The organism is Paenarthrobacter sp. A20, assembly GCF_024168825.1.
GTDB lineage: Bacteria > Actinomycetota > Actinomycetes > Actinomycetales > Micrococcaceae > Arthrobacter.
Window position 1 is genome coordinate 980,152 of the sequence record NZ_JALJWH010000001.1, and the last position, 17,895, is coordinate 998,046.

The window sequence follows — 17,895 nt, forward strand, 5'->3', positions numbered from 1 at the left end:
GGTAAGTTCAATGGCGGGCGGTGGAGAACTCCGCGTCCTGGCTGGGTGGCGGCGTCTGTTCCGGCGTCTTCGCTGCGATGGCGATCAGCGCCCTCCCGGTCAAAGGATGCTCCAGCGTCCGGGATTCAACACCGAAGCAGCGGCGGATCAGCTGAGGGTCCAGCAGTGTTGACGGCGGCCCGAAAGCCTGCAGCCGCCCGGACTGCAGCACTGCCACCTGGTCACAGAATTCCGCCGCGAGGTTCATGTCATGCAGGGCCGCCAGCACAGTCCTTCCACGCGAAGTGACCAGATGCATCAGCTCCAGTTGGAAGGCGACATCGAGGTGGTTGGTAGGTTCATCCAGGACCAGGACCGGTGCTTCCTGAACGAGTGCCCGCGCCAGGAGGACCCGCTGCTTTTCCCCGCCGGACAACCCCGCAAAGTAGCGGTCCGTCAGGGAGGAGGCCCCGACGTCGAGCATTGCTTGGTGGACGAGGTGGTGGTCCCTGTCCGAATCGGCACCGAATCCGCGCTGATGCGGGGCTCGGCCCAGCATCACAACCTCGCGGGCTGTCATGGGAAAGTCCTGACTGGATTCCTGGGCCATCACGGCCACGCGGAGCGCGGCCTGCCGGGAGTTGAGGCTGCGGACATCCTGGCCGCCTACGGTGACGGTCCCCGAGGTGGGTTTGTTCACCCGGTACAGGGCACGCAGAAGAGTGGATTTGCCGCATCCGTTGGGGCCCAGAATGCCAACCACGGAACCGCTGGGCGCGGTGAAAGAGACGTCGTGAACCACGGGGGTGCCGCCGAGGGCGATGCTGACGTTGAGGAATTCCACTTTCATCGCTTGATGCCACCCCGTACAGCGCCGTTGCCACGCATAAGCCACAGGAAGAAGGGCGCTCCGACGGTAGCGGTGAGGATGCCCAAGGGAATCTCGGCAGGCTGCGCCACCGTGCGGGCCAGCAGGTCAGTGAGCATGAGGAAGAGAGCCCCGCCAAAGATCGTGACGGGCAGCATGCGGCGGTGATCTGAGCCCACCAGCATGCGCGCGGCGTGCGGCACCACCAAGCCAACAAATCCGATGCCGCCGCACACGGCAACCGTGGTGGCAGTCAGTAACGCCGTGGCCAGCAGGAGGGTCCGACGCAGCGATTCCACGTTGACGCCCAGGGCCGTGGCTGTTTCGTCACCGGCCAGGAAGGCGTTGAGCGCGCGGGATCGGAACATGGCGAAGACGCTGATGGCCACGAGTGCCACACCCGGCAGCAGCAGTTGCGGATAGGTGGCTGCGGAAACGCTGCCCAACAGGAAAAACAGCACACTGTAGACGTTCTGGGCATCGGTGGTGATGGTCAGGAAGTTGGTGATCGCGGAGAGGAGTGAGCCCAACGCCACGCCCGCCAGGATGAGCCGGGAGGGTGCAATCACGCCGTCCTGTTTCGCGAGCAAGTACACCAGGGCCGTCGCGGCCGCAGCTCCCGCGAAAGCCGACGCGTTCAAGCCCAGCCCGCCAACCGCCGTCGAGCCTGCCACGATGGCCAGTACGGCTCCCACTCCCGCCCCGGCTGAAACGCCCAGGATGTACGGCTCGGCGAGTGGGTTGCGGACGTTCGCCTGGAGGAGGGCCCCGGCCAGAGCCAGGCTGGCCCCGGCAATACCGGCCAGGAGCGCGCGGGGGAGCCGGAAGCTCCATACGGCTTGGTCCTGGGGCACGGTGAGTGAGCCGTCGGACATCCATGGCAGGCCAGGGATCAGGTGCCCGGCCATGATTTGCAGCGATTCAAGGAACGTTGTTTGCAGTGGCCCGGTGCTGCCCGAGACCACCAGAAGCACCACGATTCCGAGCACCAGCAGGGGTGTCAGCAATCGTTCAAGCGCTGACCTGCGTGGGCGGGCGGGGCTGGCGGATGGGGCGGGGCGGTTGCCACTGACTGGGCGTTCGAGGTCAGCGGTCATGGAGGAGTCCAATCACGCCCTGACACTATCTTAAATGAGAATGATTCGCATATATGAGGTGCCGAGGTGACCTTAAATGCCCACGTTGCTGGGTGGGATTGCTATGAGGTGTTCACCTTGGCGCGGGCAACCCGGCCGCGGGCAAACCAGTGGCTGGAACGCCCGCGGCGAGCTCGGCGGCGGCGAGGGCTTCGGCCAGGCGCTCGACGGCGGCCCGGTAGTCAGTTCCAGCTGTCACCCTGCAGTATTCGGCTTCCCGCATGGCCCGGGTGAGCGCCGCCGTTTCCGCGGTCCGAACGTCCGTCATGGCCGGAAAATCGATGGCCTGCGCGGGGTCCAGTTCGTAGCGGCGCCACTGGGCAAGGATGTGGGCATGGCGGGCGGCATCGTCGGTAAAACCGGCACGACGGCGGGGCTCGGATGCGTGGATGCGTTCAACTTTGTGGATGCTGGCCAAGGTCCCTGCCGCAGTAACGATGGCGACCAGGACCATGATGAGCCCAGCCGGGGGCCATTGCACGGCAGGGACGAGGACGGCGGGAAGTATCACCACCAGGCCACCGAACAGATCCCAAAAGATCGTGTCCGGCTCCGGGCCGCGGCCGTAGGTCAGTTTCCTGTGCAGGACAAACGTGGTTGCTGCGGTTGCGAGAACCAGAGCTACACCCCACAGGAGCATCATGGCGGGCATCGGACCACCTCCAGGCGACATCACGTTGCTTTGATTTCAGTATGCGCCAGTGGCTGCGAGGATACGAGGGGTCACGGGTGGCCCGGCACGCCGTGATTTGTCGTACCCGGGGCGTAGCCTAGGCACCATGAGACTGAAAATGTGCAGCATCCATGTCAAGGACCCCGCCGCAGCGCACACGTTTTATACGGAGACGCTGGGCTTCGAGACCCTCATGGCCATGCCTGAGTACAACCTCTTCATCATCAAGGATCCCGGCGCGGACAACAGCAATTCACCCGGGCTTCTGTTGGAACCCAGTGACAACCCCATCGCCTCCAATTACATGAACGCCCTGCACGAGTCCGGCCTGGCTGCCATCACCTTCGGCGTGCCCGATGTCCAGGCCGAGTATGAGCGCTTGCTGGCCGCCGGCGTGACGTTCCAAGGTGAACCCTCCGAGGATCCCTCCGGCGTCAGCGCAGTCTTCGACGACGGTTGCGGCAACTTCATTCAGCTCCACCAGGACTAGCCAGGCAGCGGGACTGGTTAAACAACTGTGGCCGGGACGAAGGTCCCGGCCACAGCTCAGTTATAGCTACGCGTGGTCGCGCTTGGAAGTCTTCGGGGCGTCGCGCTTGGCCGCGGCGTTGTCCCTGGCTTCCTTGGTAGCTGCCTTCTTGGCGGCTTCGTCCTTGACGCGCTGGGCTTCGGAGCGGACGGCGGCGTGCGTGGCGCGCTCGGTGACCAGCCACTGCGGCGGAGCCTGCAGCAGCTCGGTGATTTCCGCCGTCGTGAGTGCATCCTCAACTCCGCCGCGGGCGAGGCCGCTGATGGAGACGTTGAGTTTCTGTGCGACCACCGGGCGCGGGTGCGGACCGTTGCGGCGCAGTTCGGCGAGCCACTCCGGCGGGTTGGCCTGGAGTTCGGCGAATTCATCGCGGGAGATGGACGAATCCTGGAACTCCTGGGGTGTCGCGGGCAGGTAGATGCCGAGTTTCTTGGCAACTGTTGCCGGCTTCATGGACTGGGAGTTCGAGGACGTCATGCTTCAAGGGTATCTGGCCGGTACTGTGAGTGTGTGCCAGCCGCTGAAGAATCCGTCGAAACAACAGAGCCCTTACCCGGCCTCCGCTTCGCCTATGTTGCGGGTGTGACTCCTGGGAAATGGATCCGGCGGTGGGAAGAACGGATGCCGGACTATCCGTTGCACGCGTTCATGTCGGACGACGATGCGCAGCTTACGGTGTTGCGTGAAGGTTCCGCGGACCTCAGCTTTGTTCGGTTGCCCGTGGACCGCGAAGGCTTGAACGTCATCCCCCTCTACGAAGAGCAGCCCGTGGTGGTTGCTCCCAAAGGCCACGAGATCTCGGTGTTTGAAGAGGTGGCCCTCGAGGACCTGTCCGAGGAAAACTTCCTCGACATCGAGGAAATGGGTGGGCCGGACATGGCCCTCCAGGTGGTTGCCTCCGGTGCAGGGCTGGCGATTCTGCCGATGTCCGTAGCGCGGCACCTGAATGCCAAAGACACTGTCATGCGGCGCCTGACCGGTGCTCCTACGACTCAGATTGGCTTGGCGTGGCTTGTTGGCACGGACAGTCCCGTGATGGAGGAATTCATCGGGATCGTGCGTGGGCGGACGGCGCAGAGTTCACGCCAGCCCTCGGCCCAGCAGGAGAAGCCGAAAAAGGCGCCCAAGCCTGATCGTCGCGGCGGTGGCCCCAAGAAGCCTGCAGTTGCGCAACGCTACGCGCCGAATCCGGACAAGGGCCGCGGGAAGGGCTCGCGCAAGAAGGGCAAGCGGTAACAGCTGGTCCAGGCCTACGCGCCGTGGATGGCGGTCTGCTGCTGCTCGGAACGGTTGAGGTAGGCCAGGAGAAGGTCCCCGGCGCGTTCAAGTTTGCCGGCTTCCAACGCTGAGCAGATCTGCTCGTTTTCCTTGAGCCAGTCGCTGTAAAAGTGCGCGTTCATGGTGGCCTTGTGGAAGTACAGCCGCATCTCGGCCAGGACCTGCGCCATGATCGTGTCCAGCCGGTTGCTCTCGGCCAGGGCAACGATTGCTCCGTGGAAATGCTGGTTGGCGCTGCCCAATCCTTCGTTGTCGTCGGCGGCTGCTGCGCGTTTGCCCTCTTCGACGGCGGCCCTGACGGCGGCGATGCGCTCGGGTGAACCTCCTGCGCGGATCGAACTGACCTCGATGGCCCGGCGGACCGTGTAGACGTCGTGGATGTCGCCGGCCTCAAGGGTGGCCACGTAGACACCTTTGTTGGGCTGACGGAGGAGGAGCCGTTCGCCGGCCAGTTCTGCGAAGGCCTCCCGGACGGTGTTCCGGGAGACGCCCAGATCCTCGGCGATGGTGGCCTCGGTCAGTTTGGCACCGGGAACCAGGAATCCCTCGGCCAGTTGGTAGCGCAGTTCCTCGGCAACCCTCTCGGCAACCGATGGGACTCTCAGGCGGACCCGTGCGCGTGCGCCATCAAAGCCAGGGTGTTCGCTTTTTTCCTGATCTGCACTGGCCATGACACCAAAAGTACACGATTGCCGGAAATCGGTATCGCTGGATCGTTGAACAATCCAGCGAAATAGTGCATGCTGGATGTAACGCACATCACGAGGCAGGGATCACATCATGGCAATCATCGATTTGAACAGCGACGTCGGAGAGTCATTCGGACGCTGGACGCTCGGCGATGACGCTGCCATGTTTGAGTCCGTCTCCAGCGCAAATGTTGCGTGTGGATTCCACGCCGGCGACCCCAGCGTCATCCGCAGCACCTGCGCTAAGGCGGTACAGGCCGGCGTCGTGATTGGTGCCCATGTTGGCTACCGCGACCTCGCCGGATTCGGCCGCCGCTTCATGGACATCGATCCCCATGAACTGGCCGATGACGTGGTGTACCAAATCGGTGCGCTGCAGGCGTTGGCGGCCACCACAGGTGCGCGCGTCCAGTACGTGAAGCCGCACGGCGGCCTCTACAACGCGATCGTCAAGCACACCGCTCAGGCGCGTGCCGTCGTCGATGCTGTGAAATCGGTGGACCCCAACCTTCCGATCCTCGGCCTCCCAGGTTCCGAAGTCCTGCGTCTTGCTGAAGAAGCCGGTCTTCGGGGCGTTGCCGAGGCATTTGCTGACCGCGCCTACAACCCTGATGGAACACTCGTCTCCCGCTCACAACCAGGTGCCGTGCTTCACGATCCTGCTGAAGTGGCGGAGCACGTCCTGCGGATGGCCACCGAACAGTCCGTGAGGACCATTGACGGTTCCATCCTGAATATCCGCGCGGAAAGCATCTGCGTGCATGGTGACTCACCCGGAGCCGTTGCTATGGCTACCGCCGTGAAGTCCGCTCTGGGCGCTGCCGGCGTAACTGTCGGCTCGTTCCTCTAGCCCATCCCGGGCGCCCCGCACCATCCCTCATCCCCCCGGAGGACATCATGACCAGCACCAACAATGCAGCCAAGGCAGTGACAAGGAAGCCACCGCCCGGCGCGCTCAAGGCGTACGTTGCCAGCCTCACCGGCACCTCGCTGGAGTACTACGACTTCGCCATCTACTCGGTGGCCTCGGCCCTCGTGTTCCCCAAGATCTTCTTCCCGGGCAATGACGAGTTTGTTGCACTGCTTCTCTCGTTCTCAGCTTTCGCGGTGGGCTACCTGGCCCGTCCGATCGGTGGCGTCATCTTTGGTCGCCTCGGTGACAAGATCGGCCGCAAGTACGTCCTGGTCTTCACGCTCGTCCTCATCGGCGTGGCAACAGTGCTCATCGGCGCCCTGCCCGACTACTCCGTCATCGGGGTGGCGGCTCCAACAATCCTTGTGCTGCTGCGTCTGGCGCAGGGCATCGGCGTCGGCGGCGAGTGGGGCGGCGCAGTGCTGCTGTCCAGCGAATTCGGTGACCCGAACAAGCGCGGCTTCTGGTCTTCTGCCGCCCAGATCGGCCCGCCCGCCGGCAACCTCATGGCCAACGGCGTCCTTGCCATTCTCGCCGCGTCCCTCAGCGACGAAGCATTCCTCTCCTGGGGCTGGCGCGTAGCCTTCCTCGCTTCCGCTCTCCTGGTGGTCTTCGGCCTGGTCATCCGCCTCAAGCTGGAAGAAACCCCGGTGTTCAAGGCCATCCAGGCCCAGGGCGACCGTCCCAAGGCTCCCATCAAGGAAGTCTTCACCACGCAACCCAAGGCGTTGGTGGCCGCGGCTCTCTCCCGCGTTTGCCCCGACATCCTGTACGCCCTGTTCACTGTGTTCGTCGCCGTTTACGCCACCAAGCAATTGGGCATGACCACGGGCAATGTCCTCTCCGCCATCCTGATCGGTTCAGCCTTCCAGCTGTTCCTGATCCCGCTGGCCGGAGCGCTGACTGACCGCTTCAACCGTCGCTGGGTCTACGGCATCGCTGCAGCAGCCACCGCTGCCTACATCCCGCTGTTCTTCCTGATGATCCAGGGCAAGTCAGTGGCCATGCTGACCGTGGGCACCGTCATTGGCCTGGCGCTCCACGCCTTCATGTACGGCCCGCAGGCCGCTTTCATCACTGAGCAGTTCCCGGCGCGACTCCGGTACGCTGGCAGCTCGCTGGCCTACACCCTGGCCGGTGTGATCGGTGGAGCTGTTGCACCCATCATCTTCACGGCCCTCTACGGCGCCGCTGGCGGTGGCTGGTACCTGATTGCCGTGTACATCCTCGTCGCGGCTGTTGTCACGATCGTGGGCATGCTCCTCGGCCGCGACCCCGAGCCGGAGGAAGATATCCGGTTGATGCAGGGGACACACGCTCAGCCGGCGGCGTAGCTAAAAATGGAAACCGTGATGCAAACGACCACCGCTAAAAGGGTTCGCTCCGTCAGGCCCGTCGGCACCCGTGCCGTTCTGGCCGAATTGGACGGCCTGCAGGACGTGCTCGCCCTGCAGGACATGCTCTATAAGTCCCCGCTTCCCGGCCAGGTAGATGTACTCGCCGCCGCGGAAACGGTCATGGTGGTGGGTGAGTCAGCGGCAGCCACACGTGCCATCGGTGCGCGGCTGCTGGAGCTGGAACTCACCACGCCGGAGGTCACCGACTCCGGGCTGGTAGTCATCGACACCGTGTACGACGGCGACGATCTCGCTGACGTCGCGGAGCTGACCGGACTGAGCGTGGATGGCGTTGTTGCCGCGCACACAGGCCAGATCTGGACCGTCGCCTTCGCTGGCTTCGCGCCCGGTTTCGGCTACATGGTGGGCGAGAACGAAGCCCTCACGGTCCCTCGCCGGTCTTCCCCGCGCACGGCAGTTCCCGCCGGATCCGTTGCTCTCGGTGGTCAGTACTCAGCCGTTTACCCCCGCCGTTCACCGGGCGGTTGGCAGTTGATTGGCCGGACCGGCGCACGGATGTGGGACCTGGACCGCGCGCAGCCAGCGCTTGTGAGGCCCGGCGACCGCGTTCAGTACCGGGCCGTGCGCGACGTCGTGACCACCGGAGCTTCGGTGGCGCGCGAACCTGAAACGGAGCACCACCCTGAGTCCGGAGTGAGGATCCTCAACCCGGGCGCACAGAGCCTCATCCAGGATCTCGGCCGTCGAGGCTTTGGCCCGCTGGGTGTCTCTGCCGCTGGTGCCCTGGACCGGGCGTCGCTGCGACGGGCCAACCGGCTGGTAGGCAATGGCTCCTCGGTCGCCGCCATTGAGACCGTCAATGGCGGGCTCACGGTTGAGGCCATCGGCGACCAAGTGATTGCCGTGGCAGGTGCGCCGACCACCCTGACTGTCCAGCCGCCGTCGTTGGTTGAGTCCGACGACGACTCCGCGCCGGGCGCGCCGCGGACCGTTCCGATGGCTACAGCTTTCGCGCTGCTCGACGGCGAAGTGCTCACCCTGGGTGCGCCCGAGTCCGGGTTCCGAAACTACGTGGCAATCCGTGGCGGAGTGGACGTTCCCGAGGTTCTGGGCAGCCGCTCGGCGGACACGATGTCAGGGATTGGACCGGCCCCACTGGCCGTCGGGCAGGAGCTCCCGATCGGCGAGGCCACGGTCTCCACCGCAGTTGGCAGCCCCGAACTGCAACCGGATTTCCCCGGCGCCGGCGTCACGGTATTGGACGTAGTTCCAGGGCCACGCGCCGACTGGTTCGACCAGGAAGCCCTGGATTCATTGTGCAGCCAGGAATGGTTGGTCACGCCGCAGTCCAACAGGGTGGGCATGCGTTTGGACGGAGCACCGCTCCAACGCACGCGCGAAGGTGAGCTTCCCAGTGAAGGGACCATGGCCGGAGCACTCCAGATCCCACCCGCTGGGCTCCCCGTGTTGTTCCTTGCGGACCACCCCATCACTGGCGGCTATCCGGTAATCGGAGTGGTTTGCGATGAACACCTGGACCGTGCCGCCCAAGTCCCTCTTGGCGGGCGTATCCGCTTCCGGTTCGTACCGGATTCACTGGACGCCACCACACCCTTCACCACGACTCCGGAAGAAGTGAGTATTTGATGCGCAAGGTCCTGATCGCGAACCGCGGCGAAATTGCCGTCCGCGTCGCCCGAGCCTGCGACGACGCCTGCATTGCCTCGGTGGCCGTTTACGCCGACATTGACGCCGACGCCATGCATGTTGGCGCCGCCGACGAAGCCTACAGCCTGGACGGAAACTCGCCCGCTGAGACGTACTTGAACATCGGGAAGCTGCTCGCCGTTGCCGCGCAGTCCGGTGCAGACGCCGTCCACCCCGGATACGGCTTCCTGTCGGAGAACGCCGAATTCGCGCAGGCAGTGCTCGACGCCGGACTTGAGTGGATAGGCCCCTCGCCGGAGTCGATCCGTCAGTTGGGCAACAAGATCACCGCCCGCGAGATCGCCGTCCGTGCCGGAGCGCCCCTGGTGGCAGGCAGCGACGGACCGGTGTCATCTGCCGCTGAAGCCCGTGCTTTTGCCGAGCAACATGGCCTTCCGCTTGCCATCAAGGCTGCTTTTGGCGGTGGTGGGCGCGGGCTGAAGGTAGTCCGCGAACTCGCCGAGGTGGAGGAAGCCTTCGACTCGGCAGTTCGTGAGGCTGTGGCCGCATTCGGTCGGGGCGAGTGCTTCGTGGAACAGTACCTGGACCGGCCCCGTCACGTAGAGGCCCAGATCATCGCGGATGTCCATGGCAACGTGGTTGTGGTGGGAACGCGTGACTGCTCGCTGCAGCGCCGCCACCAGAAACTCGTGGAAGAAGCTCCGGCTCCCTTCCTGAGCGACTCCCAGCGCCAGCAGATCTATGACGGCTCCAAGGCAATCGTCCGCGAAGCCGGTTACTACGGTGCCGGAACAGTAGAGTTCCTGGTCTCCGCCGATGGTGCCGTGGCCTTCCTTGAGGTCAACACACGCCTCCAGGTTGAGCACCCCATCACGGAGGAAACCGCCGGAATCGACCTTGTGCAGGAGCAGTTCCGAATCGCGGCCGGGTTGCCGCTGAGCATCACCGAGGATCCCACACCACGTGGGCACTCCTTCGAGTTCCGCATCAACGCCGAAGACGTTGGCCGCGGATTCCTGCCGTCACCGGGCACAGTGTCTTCCTTCGAATCACCCACCGGGCCGGGCATCCGCTTGGACACCGGCGTGCGTTCGGGTTCGTTCGTCGCCCCGCAGTTCGACTCTCTGTTGGCCAAGCTCATTGTCACTGGAGCCGACCGACAGCAGGCACTCCGCCGTGCGCGCCGTGCCCTCGCCGAAATCAACATCACGGGCCTGCCCACGGTGCTGCCATTCCACCGGGCGGTCCTGGAGTCCGAGGATTTCACCTCCGTTGCCGGCCTGAACATTCACACGCGGTGGATCGAAACCGACTTCGCCGACCAGATCCCCGTGGACCCCGAGTACAACGTGGTGGCACCGGAGGGAGAACGGCGAACCATCACCATTGACGTCGACGGCAAACGGCTGGCTGTTGGGCTTCCGGCGGACCTGCTGGACGGCTGGGCACGCTCAGGGCAGGGCCTCCCTGCCGCCGCCGACGTGACGGGCCTGCCGGACTCCGGGGCCGGCGACTCTCCCGCGGAATCGGCACTCGTCTCGAGTATGGCCGGAACAGTGGTTAAGTGGCTCGTTGAACCTGGCACCGACGTAGCCGCCGGGGACCCTTTGGTGGTCCTGGAAGCCATGAAGATGGAAACCCAGGTGTCAGCGCACCGTACCGGAAAGCTCTCCGAAGTACTCTCGGCACCCGGCGGAGTTGTCACTGCCGGCGCGGTGCTGGCACACATCGAGTAGCCGCTAGGACGTAACGGCAACGCCCAGCACGCTGTCCAACAAGCTGTTGCGGAACTTTCCCGAGGGATCGTGCGCCTGGACCAGTGCGCGGAAGTCCTCGAATCGTGGGTACAGCGCGGGGAAGTCGTAGCCGCTGGGCGTGAAGAGCTTTCCCCAGTGTGGGCGGGCTCCGAACGGCCGCAGGGCTTCCTCGAGCTCGGGGAGGACTGCTTCCACATCGCTCTGCAGTGGCTTCCACGTGAAATGCAGCGCGACACTCTGCTGCTGGTAGAAAGGGCTGAGCCAGAATTCGTCAGCGGCTACAGTCCGGATTTCCGAGATGAACAGCAACGGTGCCAACTTGTCGGCGAGTCCACGGACCGCTTGCAAAGCAGCAGGTGCCTGATCCAGGGGTAGCAGGAATTCGCTCTGCAGCTCTTCTCCGTTGCTCGGCGTAAATTCGTGGCGGAAGTGCGGCAAACGGTCCAGCCACTTTCCCGCGACGTCCAGCTGCTCGGTGCAGTTCTCCGCAGACATATCCGGCAAGGGGTGCATCGCCGCCGCCGCAGCTGTCGCTCCAAAAAGGTCCGGCAAGGGCGCCTCGGTGTCCAGTGCCTTGAGCCAGACCTGCGGGATGGTGTCGCCGGTGTAATCGGTGAAGAAGCTGACGCTGTAGGCACTGGAAGCGATGCCCTGGAAATTCGCCAAAGCACCCTCCCATGACAAACCGGTGAGCACGCGCTGCCGGACCTCGAAGCTCGGCCGCACGGCGAGCTCCAGCCCCGTCACGATGCCCAGGGCTCCCACGCCCACCACGCTGGCGAGGAATTCGTCGTCGTCCGCTGTGAGCGTCACCAGCTCGCCGGAGGCGCGCACCAGATCAATACCCACGACGGCGGCTGCCAAGGCGGGATTCTTGACTCCACTGCCGTGCGTGCCGGTTTGGATGGCACCTGCGACGGAGATGTGGGGGAGTGAAGCGAGGTTGTGGATGGCGAAGCCCTGCTCCTCGAGGGCGCGGCCCAAGGCTCCGTAGCTGATGCCGGCGCTGACCTTGACTGTGCTCTTAGCGGCGTCCACCAGGAGCGACTGGGGCAACGCGTCAAGGAGGATGTGGACGCCGTCGGTGTCGGCCACAGTGTTGAAGGAGTGCCGGGAACCCAGTGCCTTGATCCGCGTTGCGCTTGCTACCAGCTCCTGCAACTCCTCCACCGACGTCGGGCGGTGGATTTCCGCGGACGAGTACTCAAGGTTTCCTGCCCAGTTCTTCATCGAATGATCTTCCCGCTCGGATACTTAGTGGCTCCCGTAATTGTTAAGGTTCACAACTAATTCCGTCAAGGGGTGTCCACGCCATTGCGGCTAGAGTTCAAGAAACCCGCTGTCTATCAGGAGTGCCACGTGAGCAAGGGATCCAAGCCCACCATCCGGGACGTAGCGAAGGCGGCTGAGGTCTCGCTGACCACCGTCTCCTACGTACTTTCCGGCCGGCACGGTGGAACCACTCGGATCAGCCAGCCCACGCAGGACCGCGTCCTGGCTGCGGTGAAGGAACTGGGCTATGTACCCAACCAGGCGGCCCGAGGGATGCGCCGGGGCAAAACGGACGTGGTGGCCGTGGCGATCGGAAACCTCGATTGGCCATGGGACAGGGCCCTCGCCACTGCGGCGGCCCGGATCCTCCCGGAGCATGGGTATCAGCCGGTGATCCTGTTGGGCGACGACTGGCGGAAGTTCATGATGTCCGGCGGTGCGGATGGCGTCATCATTGGCTACTTCCCTGAGGCGAAGTCCGAGGACGAAAGCGTGACGGAGCTCGCCCGCCGCGGTGTCGCCCAGGTGGTGATCTCAGGAACCATGAAGCCCGCTGGGTTCGATGTCCTGGCGCCTGAGGCTGACGCCGGGCTCAAGGAGTGCATGGATTTCCTCACCGCGTCCCACCGCAGGATCGCCTGCATCCGGAGGGCGGACCCGGCCGGCCGTCCCAAGAGCCGTTTCGCCGCCTACGCGGCTGGCCTCGAGAAGGCGGGCATCCCTCTTGACGAGTCCTTGGTGAGAACGTCGCAGCACCGTCCGGCCACCGCCTATCAGTCCGCGATTGAGTTGCTCCAGCTACCTGACCGGCCCACGGCCATCCTGTGCACGGACGACATGGAGGCGCTGCAGGCCATTCGCGCGGCTTATCGTCTGGGGCTTCGGGTGCCCGAGGACGTCCAGATTGTCGGCGTCGGGAATTCTACCGAAGGCCAGGACTACGATCCCGCACTGACAACAGTGGGCCCGGAACCGATCTTTGAGCAGGTGGTCCGAATGTTGCTTGATCGCTTGGCCGGGACCACGCCGACGGAGGGCATCCGGATTGCATCGCCGTGGAAGTTGCACCACCGGGGAACCACGCAGCGCTAGGCGTTAGTCCTTGAGCGGGCGGCGAGCAAGCCAGGCCGCAACGATGGCACCCGAGACGTTGTGCCACAGCGAGAACACGGCCGACGGCAGGGCAGCCAAAGCGCCGAAGTGTGCCGTGGCCAGCGTCGCGGCTAGACCGGAATTCTGCATGCCCACCTCGAACGCCAGGGCGCGGCGTGCTTTGTCGTCCAGGCGGCCGAGCTTGCCGGCCAGGTAGCCGAGTCCCAGGCCAAAGCCGTTGTGGAGGACCACTGCAAGGAACACGATCGCGCCCGCTGCAACGATCTTGCTGGCACTGCCGGCTACGACAATCGCCACGATCAGTGAAATCACGACGGCGGATGCCCACGGAAGTGCCGGAAGAACCTTCGCGACGAGCTTCGAGAGGAACAAGCGGGCCAAGAGCCCTGCGATAACTGGCAGGAGCACGGTCTTCACGATGTCCATCACCATGGCTCCGGCATCGATGTGAAGGAAAGACCCGGCAAGGAAGAGCGTCAATGCGGGGGTCACGATAGGTGCGATCAACGTGGAAACCGAGGCGACAGCTACGGAGAGCGCAACGTCTCCCTTGGCCAGGAACGCCATGACGTTCGATGCAGTACCCGACGGCGCGCAACCCACCAGGATCAGGCCGACAGCCAGTTCCGGTGGTAACTGCAGGAGCACGGCAATGAGCCAGCCGGCGCCGGGCATGATGACGTAGTGGGCCACGATGCCCAGAGCTACGGCCCATGGGCGGCGGGCCACGGAGGCGAAGTCAGGCGGGGTGAGCGTGAGGCCCATGCAGAACATGATGATGCCGAGCAGGTACGGGACTGCGACGCCCATCGGTTTGAAAAGGTCCGGAAGCAGGAATCCCAGGACGCCGGCAACAACTACCAGAAGGGGGAACACTGTGACGGCAATGCGCGCAATCTTGGCTTCAGCGGCAAGGGCGGCGTTCACTGGCGCAGCAGGTTCTTCGGTTTTTGAGAGTGTATTGGTTGCCTCAAGCATTCATCCATGCTCACACTCGGCGACCAAACCGAACGACTTCTTTACATCCACGCAGGGGAATATGTCAGACAACCGCTGTTCCGCACTCAGTTGGGCAGGGTGAGGTTAGGAGTTGAGCTTGCCGGCCAGTCGCTCGCGCATGCGGACGCTGGCTTCGTTGAGTCCGATGAACTCCACTTCGCGCCCGTGATTCCGGTACTTCTCCGTGACTGAATCGAGTACGGCGACGGTGGATGCGTCCCAGATGTGGGAGCCGTGCAGGTCGATGATCACCCGATCTATGCCTTCTGAGGAATCCTTCGCATAGTCGAACTGCGTATAGAGGTCGTTGGATGAGGCAAAGAAGAGCTCACCGTCCACCGTGTACGTCGCAACGTTCTGGCCATTGAGTTCCAGCTCCGTCCGCTCGACCGTCGCGAAATGGGCCACCCGCCGTGCGAACAGGACCATGGCGGTCAAGACCCCGACGCCGACACCCACCGCGAGATTGTGGGTCGCCACGACGGCGGCAACCGTAATCAGCATGACTGCGGTTTCAGACTTGGGCAGCCGCTTGAGCGTGGACAGACGAATCGAATGCCAGTCAAAGGTAATCAGCGAAACGAAGATCATCACGGCTACCAGGGCCGCCATGGGGATCATGCCTACAACGTCCCCCAGTACCACCACCAGGATGAGCAGGAAAACCCCGGCAAGGAAGGTCGAGAGCCGGCTCCGTGCACCTGAGCCCTTCACGTTGATCATGGTCTGCCCGATGACAGCACAACCACCCAAACCGCCCAGGAAGCCCGTGACGATGTTGGCAGCGCCCTGGCCCCAGGACACGCGCGTCTTGTTGGAACGGGTATCCGTGATGTCGTCCACCAGTTTGGCGGTCATCAGGGATTCCAGCAGGCCCACCAGCGCCATCGATAGCGCGAAGGGTGCGATGATCTGGAACGTCTCCAGGTTCAAGGGAACGTTGGGCAGGAAGAGGCCGGGCAGGCTGTCCGGGAGTTCGCCCTTGTCGCTGACGGTGGGGACGTCGATGCCACCCACTACAGTCACCAAGGTGATGGCCGCGATCGCCACCAAGGGTGCGGGGATGGCGGTGGTCAGACGGGGCAGCCCGAAAACGATGACAAGACCAACAATGACAATCGGGTAGACCATCCACGGCACGTTGAAGAGCTCGGGCATTTGGGACATGAACACCAGGATGGCCAGAGCATTCACGAAGCCGATCATTACCGAGCGCGGGATGAACCGCATCAGTTTGGTGACGCCAAGGACGGCCAGGACGATCTGGAAAACGCCCGCCAGGATGATCGTGGCGATCAGGTAGTCGAGCCCGTGTTCCTTCATTACCGGGGCAATCACCAGGGCCACGGCGCCGGTCGCCGCGGAAATCATGGCAGGGCGGCCGCCCACAAGCGCGGTGACTACGCCCATGGTGAAGGAAGCGAACAGTCCGATGCGGGGATCAACCCCCGCAATCACCGAGAATGCGATGGCCTCCGGGATGAGCGCTAGAGCCACTACGAGTCCCGCGAGGGATTCCGTCAGAAGGCGGCGGGGTGAGCGGAAAGTCGCCCGCAGTGACATGAGTTGCTCGGGAGTCATGGGTCCTTAGAGTGCAGTCTGGCGGTATCGCTCAATCTGCTTAAGACGCCGCTGGAGGCTGTCGCGCCGCGGGTGCGGAACGACGTCGGGCGCCTCAGCGGTGAGATCAACGTGTTCGGTTCCGTACTGCCACAGCAGGAGGTCATCCAGGAGGCGGTCGGGACCGGGGGAGTAGCGGTGGTCCAGGGCCTTGCGGACCTCCGTGATCCGGTTGGCGCTGAGCAACCCGGCAAGCTCCACGGTCTTGGTGAGTCCGTGGGCGGCGAGAAGTTCGGCAGCCCAGCCCCAGTCGTCATCAACTTTACGGTCAACGTGCGGCAGCAGCGTACGCCAGACGTCACGAACACGGTTGGGAGTCAGCGGTGAGCCGCCCTCGCCCTCGAGGTCCCAATAGCTGCGGACTTCCTCGTACCGCTCGTGCAGGTCGGCAAATGCGCTCTCCACGGTCTCCAGCATGGCCGCTGTCGCAGTGAACTGGCGGTCAAAGTGCGGCGTCCAGGCACGAGGATCTTCGGCCTTGAAGCGGATATCGTGCTCGATCTCGCTCCAGGCATGGGCGAATACAGTACGGATCTGGCATTCGAAGAAGTAGCTGCCATTGGCAGGCATGTCCGGGTTGAACGCCTGCTGGTATTCCTTGACAGCCTCGTTTTGGATCGTGCGCAGAATGAGATGCCGGCTGGAGTACCCGTACGTGCCCGACTCGATGGAGCCGATGTCCTTCTCGCGGTCGCCACGGCAATCGAAGAGTTGACGCTGGCGCTTGATGATGTTGGCAACGGCCGCGTTTTCCGCCGGCAGCTTGGTGATGACACGGATGCCCACCATGTCGTTCAACGTGCGGAAGGGGTCCGGGAATTTCAGGACCCGGGGCCCGCCTGGTTCCAGCGGATCATCGGTGCGGGAAATCTTTTCGCGGAAAGACTCCACGGTTTTGGTCCGTCCGGTGACGAACAAGGGAGTGACCTCGGCGTCATTCAGCATGTCCCGCAAGGTCAGCAGGACATCCCGCGTGACCCGCTTCAGGGCAGGGCGGACACGCTCATAGAGCGCCACGTTCGCGTCTACTGCGTCGCGCTGATCCTGGTCCAGGCTGTCCCAATTGCTTGCCATGCCCCCAGCTTACGGGGCGGGTCCGACACTGAACCGAGCCACTCGCCGTCGGGGTGCCTCTAGCCAAACTAACGAACCGTCACGATAGGCTCAGTACAAAGGAGGGCGCAATGTTGCGGCACAAGTACAGCTACGGCGAACACCCCAGTCAATGGGGCGAACTCTTCATACCTGAACCGAGTAACGGCAACCATCGCGGCGTATCAACCGTGGCCGGTGGAATCGCCGTTGTGATCCATGGCGGCTACTGGCGATCACAGTACGGCGCTGAGTTGGGTGAGCCCCTCGCCCGGGACCTCGCAGCGCACGGCATCACTGCGTGGAACCTCGAATACCGGCGGGCCGGCAACGGCGGTGGTTGGCCCCATACTTTCGAGGACATCCTGGCCGGCATCGACCATTTGTCCGCCATTGCCGGAGACCATGATCTTCAGCTCGGCAAAGTGGTGGCCCTGGGCCACTCAGCCGGCGGCCATTTGGCTGTTTGGGCTGCGGGCCGGGAGCGGCTTTCGGCCATTGGCACGCCCGACGCCGACCGCCAGCTCCAGCGCAGCCCCGAGGATAACGCCGTGCACCTGACCGGCGTCGTCAGTCAGTCCGGCCTCTTGAATCTTGCCGCGGCAGAGAAGCTGAACCTCAGCAACGGCGCCGTCTGCAACCTCATGGGTGGGGACTCCCATAGATTCCCCAAGCGGCATAAGTATGCGGACCCCATGAGTTCGCTGCCGCTCGACGTCCCGATATATGCCGTCCACGCCACGGACGACGAAGACGTCCCCGCCAGCCAGTCCGAGGCATACGTAGCTGCGGCTACGGCGGCCGGTAGTGCGGCCCAGCTGCTGCGTGTCCCCGGAGACCATTTTGACCTGATCGATCCCAAAGCCGTCGCTTACAAGAAGTGCCGCGAGCTGGTGCAGCGGCTGCTCTCGTAATCTGTGGTTCGCGGGGTCCGCCTCTGGCAGAGTGGTC

The 17,895-nt window shown here is 63.9% G+C and carries 17 protein-coding genes; 8 read left to right on the forward strand and 9 right to left on the reverse strand.

What is annotated here, in order from left to right; genetic code table 11:
- Positions 1 to 7 precede the first annotated feature (7 nt).
- The 3 genes from J3D46_RS04695 to J3D46_RS04705 all read right to left on the reverse strand — a co-directional run bounded on the left by J3D46_RS04695 (position 8) and on the right by J3D46_RS04705 (position 2,656).
- A complete protein-coding gene (locus J3D46_RS04695) occupies positions 8 to 829 on the reverse strand; it encodes an ABC transporter ATP-binding protein (protein WP_231343356.1) in 822 nt (273 codons plus the stop codon).
- Positions 826 to 1,944, reverse strand: a complete 1,119-nt coding sequence (locus J3D46_RS04700; protein ID WP_253465314.1) for an iron ABC transporter permease — start codon at positions 1,942 to 1,944, stop codon at positions 826 to 828. The genes J3D46_RS04695 and J3D46_RS04700 overlap by 4 nt, the downstream gene beginning before the upstream one ends.
- A gap of 112 nt (positions 1,945 to 2,056) precedes the next feature.
- Positions 2,057 to 2,656, reverse strand: coding sequence for a hypothetical protein (locus tag J3D46_RS04705; RefSeq protein WP_231343493.1), 600 nt, complete (start codon positions 2,654 to 2,656; stop codon positions 2,057 to 2,059).
- A gap of 106 nt (positions 2,657 to 2,762) precedes the next feature.
- Between J3D46_RS04705 and J3D46_RS04710 the strand changes: the two genes are divergently transcribed.
- Positions 2,763 to 3,146 (forward strand): VOC family protein, encoded by a 384-nt coding sequence (locus J3D46_RS04710; protein ID WP_231343492.1) that lies wholly within the window; start codon positions 2,763 to 2,765, stop codon positions 3,144 to 3,146.
- Between the two features lie 66 nt (positions 3,147 to 3,212).
- Here J3D46_RS04710 and J3D46_RS04715 read toward each other — a convergent pair whose 3' ends face one another.
- A complete protein-coding gene (locus J3D46_RS04715) occupies positions 3,213 to 3,662 on the reverse strand; it encodes a DUF5997 family protein (RefSeq protein WP_231342327.1) in 450 nt (149 codons plus the stop codon).
- Between the two features lie 33 nt (positions 3,663 to 3,695).
- On the opposite strand from J3D46_RS04715, the gene J3D46_RS04720 reads away from it, so the two are divergent.
- Complete coding sequence (locus tag J3D46_RS04720) at positions 3,696 to 4,421, forward strand: LysR family transcriptional regulator substrate-binding protein (RefSeq protein ID WP_253465317.1); 726 nt, start codon at positions 3,696 to 3,698, stop codon at positions 4,419 to 4,421.
- A 14-nt stretch (positions 4,422 to 4,435) separates the two neighbouring features.
- Here the strand turns inward: J3D46_RS04720 and J3D46_RS04725 are convergent, their stop codons facing one another.
- On the reverse strand, positions 4,436 to 5,134 hold the full coding sequence (locus J3D46_RS04725; protein WP_253465320.1) for a GntR family transcriptional regulator: 699 nt from the start codon (positions 5,132 to 5,134) through the stop codon (positions 4,436 to 4,438).
- Between the two features lie 109 nt (positions 5,135 to 5,243).
- Here J3D46_RS04725 and J3D46_RS04730 point away from each other — a divergent pair, with 109 nt between their 5' ends.
- Genes J3D46_RS04730 through J3D46_RS04745 form a run of 4 tightly spaced genes read left to right on the forward strand, consistent with a single transcriptional unit; the run spans position 5,244 to position 10,827 of the window.
- Complete coding sequence (locus tag J3D46_RS04730) at positions 5,244 to 6,002, forward strand: LamB/YcsF family protein (protein ID WP_231342320.1); 759 nt, start codon at positions 5,244 to 5,246, stop codon at positions 6,000 to 6,002.
- A gap of 47 nt (positions 6,003 to 6,049) precedes the next feature.
- Complete coding sequence (locus J3D46_RS04735; protein WP_231342319.1) at positions 6,050 to 7,399, forward strand: MFS transporter; 1,350 nt, start codon at positions 6,050 to 6,052, stop codon at positions 7,397 to 7,399.
- A gap of 6 nt (positions 7,400 to 7,405) precedes the next feature.
- A complete protein-coding gene (locus J3D46_RS04740; RefSeq protein ID WP_253465322.1) occupies positions 7,406 to 9,070 on the forward strand; it encodes a 5-oxoprolinase/urea amidolyase family protein in 1,665 nt (554 codons plus the stop codon).
- Positions 9,070 to 10,827, forward strand: a complete 1,758-nt coding sequence (locus J3D46_RS04745) for a biotin carboxylase N-terminal domain-containing protein (RefSeq protein ID WP_253465326.1) — start codon at positions 9,070 to 9,072, stop codon at positions 10,825 to 10,827. Before J3D46_RS04740 ends, J3D46_RS04745 begins: the two co-directional genes overlap by 1 nt.
- Before the next feature lie 3 nt (positions 10,828 to 10,830).
- On the opposite strand, the gene J3D46_RS04750 is transcribed toward J3D46_RS04745, so the two are convergent.
- Entirely contained in the window at positions 10,831 to 12,078 is a 1,248-nt protein-coding gene (locus J3D46_RS04750) for a D-arabinono-1,4-lactone oxidase (RefSeq protein WP_253465328.1), read from the reverse strand.
- Between the two features lie 129 nt (positions 12,079 to 12,207).
- Between J3D46_RS04750 and J3D46_RS04755 the strand changes: the two genes are divergently transcribed.
- Positions 12,208 to 13,212, forward strand: a complete 1,005-nt coding sequence (locus tag J3D46_RS04755) for a LacI family DNA-binding transcriptional regulator (protein WP_253465331.1) — start codon at positions 12,208 to 12,210, stop codon at positions 13,210 to 13,212.
- A 3-nt stretch (positions 13,213 to 13,215) separates the two neighbouring features.
- Here the strand turns inward: J3D46_RS04755 and J3D46_RS04760 are convergent, their stop codons facing one another.
- The 3 genes from J3D46_RS04760 to J3D46_RS04770 form a co-directional block, all read right to left on the reverse strand.
- On the reverse strand, positions 13,216 to 14,211 hold the full coding sequence (locus J3D46_RS04760) for a bile acid:sodium symporter family protein (protein WP_253465333.1): 996 nt from the start codon (positions 14,209 to 14,211) through the stop codon (positions 13,216 to 13,218).
- A 105-nt stretch (positions 14,212 to 14,316) separates the two neighbouring features.
- Positions 14,317 to 15,813, reverse strand: a complete 1,497-nt coding sequence (locus J3D46_RS04765; RefSeq protein ID WP_253465337.1) for a SulP family inorganic anion transporter — start codon at positions 15,811 to 15,813, stop codon at positions 14,317 to 14,319.
- Between the two features lie 6 nt (positions 15,814 to 15,819).
- Complete coding sequence (locus J3D46_RS04770) at positions 15,820 to 16,926, reverse strand: GTP pyrophosphokinase family protein (protein ID WP_159700193.1); 1,107 nt, start codon at positions 16,924 to 16,926, stop codon at positions 15,820 to 15,822.
- 110 nt (positions 16,927 to 17,036) lie between these two features.
- Between J3D46_RS04770 and J3D46_RS04775 the strand changes: the two genes are divergently transcribed.
- Positions 17,037 to 17,858, forward strand: coding sequence for an alpha/beta hydrolase (locus J3D46_RS04775; RefSeq protein ID WP_231342299.1), 822 nt, complete (start codon positions 17,037 to 17,039; stop codon positions 17,856 to 17,858).
- Positions 17,859 to 17,895: the final 37 nt, after the last annotated feature.

What these genes read in the sequence shown, in the direction of transcription:
- J3D46_RS04695 (WP_231343356.1), bottom strand. Translation starts at nt 829, where the DNA reads ATGAAAGTGGAATTCCTCAACGTCAGCATCGCCCTCGGCGGCACCCCC.
- J3D46_RS04700 (WP_253465314.1), bottom strand. Translation starts at nt 1,944, where the DNA reads ATGACCGCTGACCTCGAACGCCCAGTCAGTGGCAACCGCCCCGCCCCA.
- J3D46_RS04705 (WP_231343493.1), bottom strand. Translation starts at nt 2,656, where the DNA reads ATGTCGCCTGGAGGTGGTCCGATGCCCGCCATGATGCTCCTGTGGGGT.
- J3D46_RS04710 (WP_231343492.1), top strand. Translation starts at nt 2,763, where the DNA reads ATGAGACTGAAAATGTGCAGCATCCATGTCAAGGACCCCGCCGCAGCG.
- J3D46_RS04715 (WP_231342327.1), bottom strand. Translation starts at nt 3,662, where the DNA reads ATGACGTCCTCGAACTCCCAGTCCATGAAGCCGGCAACAGTTGCCAAG.
- J3D46_RS04725 (WP_253465320.1), bottom strand. Translation starts at nt 5,134, where the DNA reads ATGGCCAGTGCAGATCAGGAAAAAAGCGAACACCCTGGCTTTGATGGC.
- J3D46_RS04730 (WP_231342320.1), top strand. Translation starts at nt 5,244, where the DNA reads ATGGCAATCATCGATTTGAACAGCGACGTCGGAGAGTCATTCGGACGC.
- J3D46_RS04735 (WP_231342319.1), top strand. Translation starts at nt 6,050, where the DNA reads ATGACCAGCACCAACAATGCAGCCAAGGCAGTGACAAGGAAGCCACCG.
- J3D46_RS04740 (WP_253465322.1), top strand. Translation starts at nt 7,406, where the DNA reads ATGGAAACCGTGATGCAAACGACCACCGCTAAAAGGGTTCGCTCCGTC.
- J3D46_RS04745 (WP_253465326.1), top strand. Translation starts at nt 9,070, where the DNA reads ATGCGCAAGGTCCTGATCGCGAACCGCGGCGAAATTGCCGTCCGCGTC.
- J3D46_RS04750 (WP_253465328.1), bottom strand. Translation starts at nt 12,078, where the DNA reads ATGAAGAACTGGGCAGGAAACCTTGAGTACTCGTCCGCGGAAATCCAC.
- J3D46_RS04760 (WP_253465333.1), bottom strand. Translation starts at nt 14,211, where the DNA reads ATGCTTGAGGCAACCAATACACTCTCAAAAACCGAAGAACCTGCTGCG.
- J3D46_RS04765 (WP_253465337.1), bottom strand. Translation starts at nt 15,813, where the DNA reads ATGACTCCCGAGCAACTCATGTCACTGCGGGCGACTTTCCGCTCACCC.
- J3D46_RS04770 (WP_159700193.1), bottom strand. Translation starts at nt 16,926, where the DNA reads ATGGCAAGCAATTGGGACAGCCTGGACCAGGATCAGCGCGACGCAGTA.
- J3D46_RS04775 (WP_231342299.1), top strand. Translation starts at nt 17,037, where the DNA reads ATGTTGCGGCACAAGTACAGCTACGGCGAACACCCCAGTCAATGGGGC.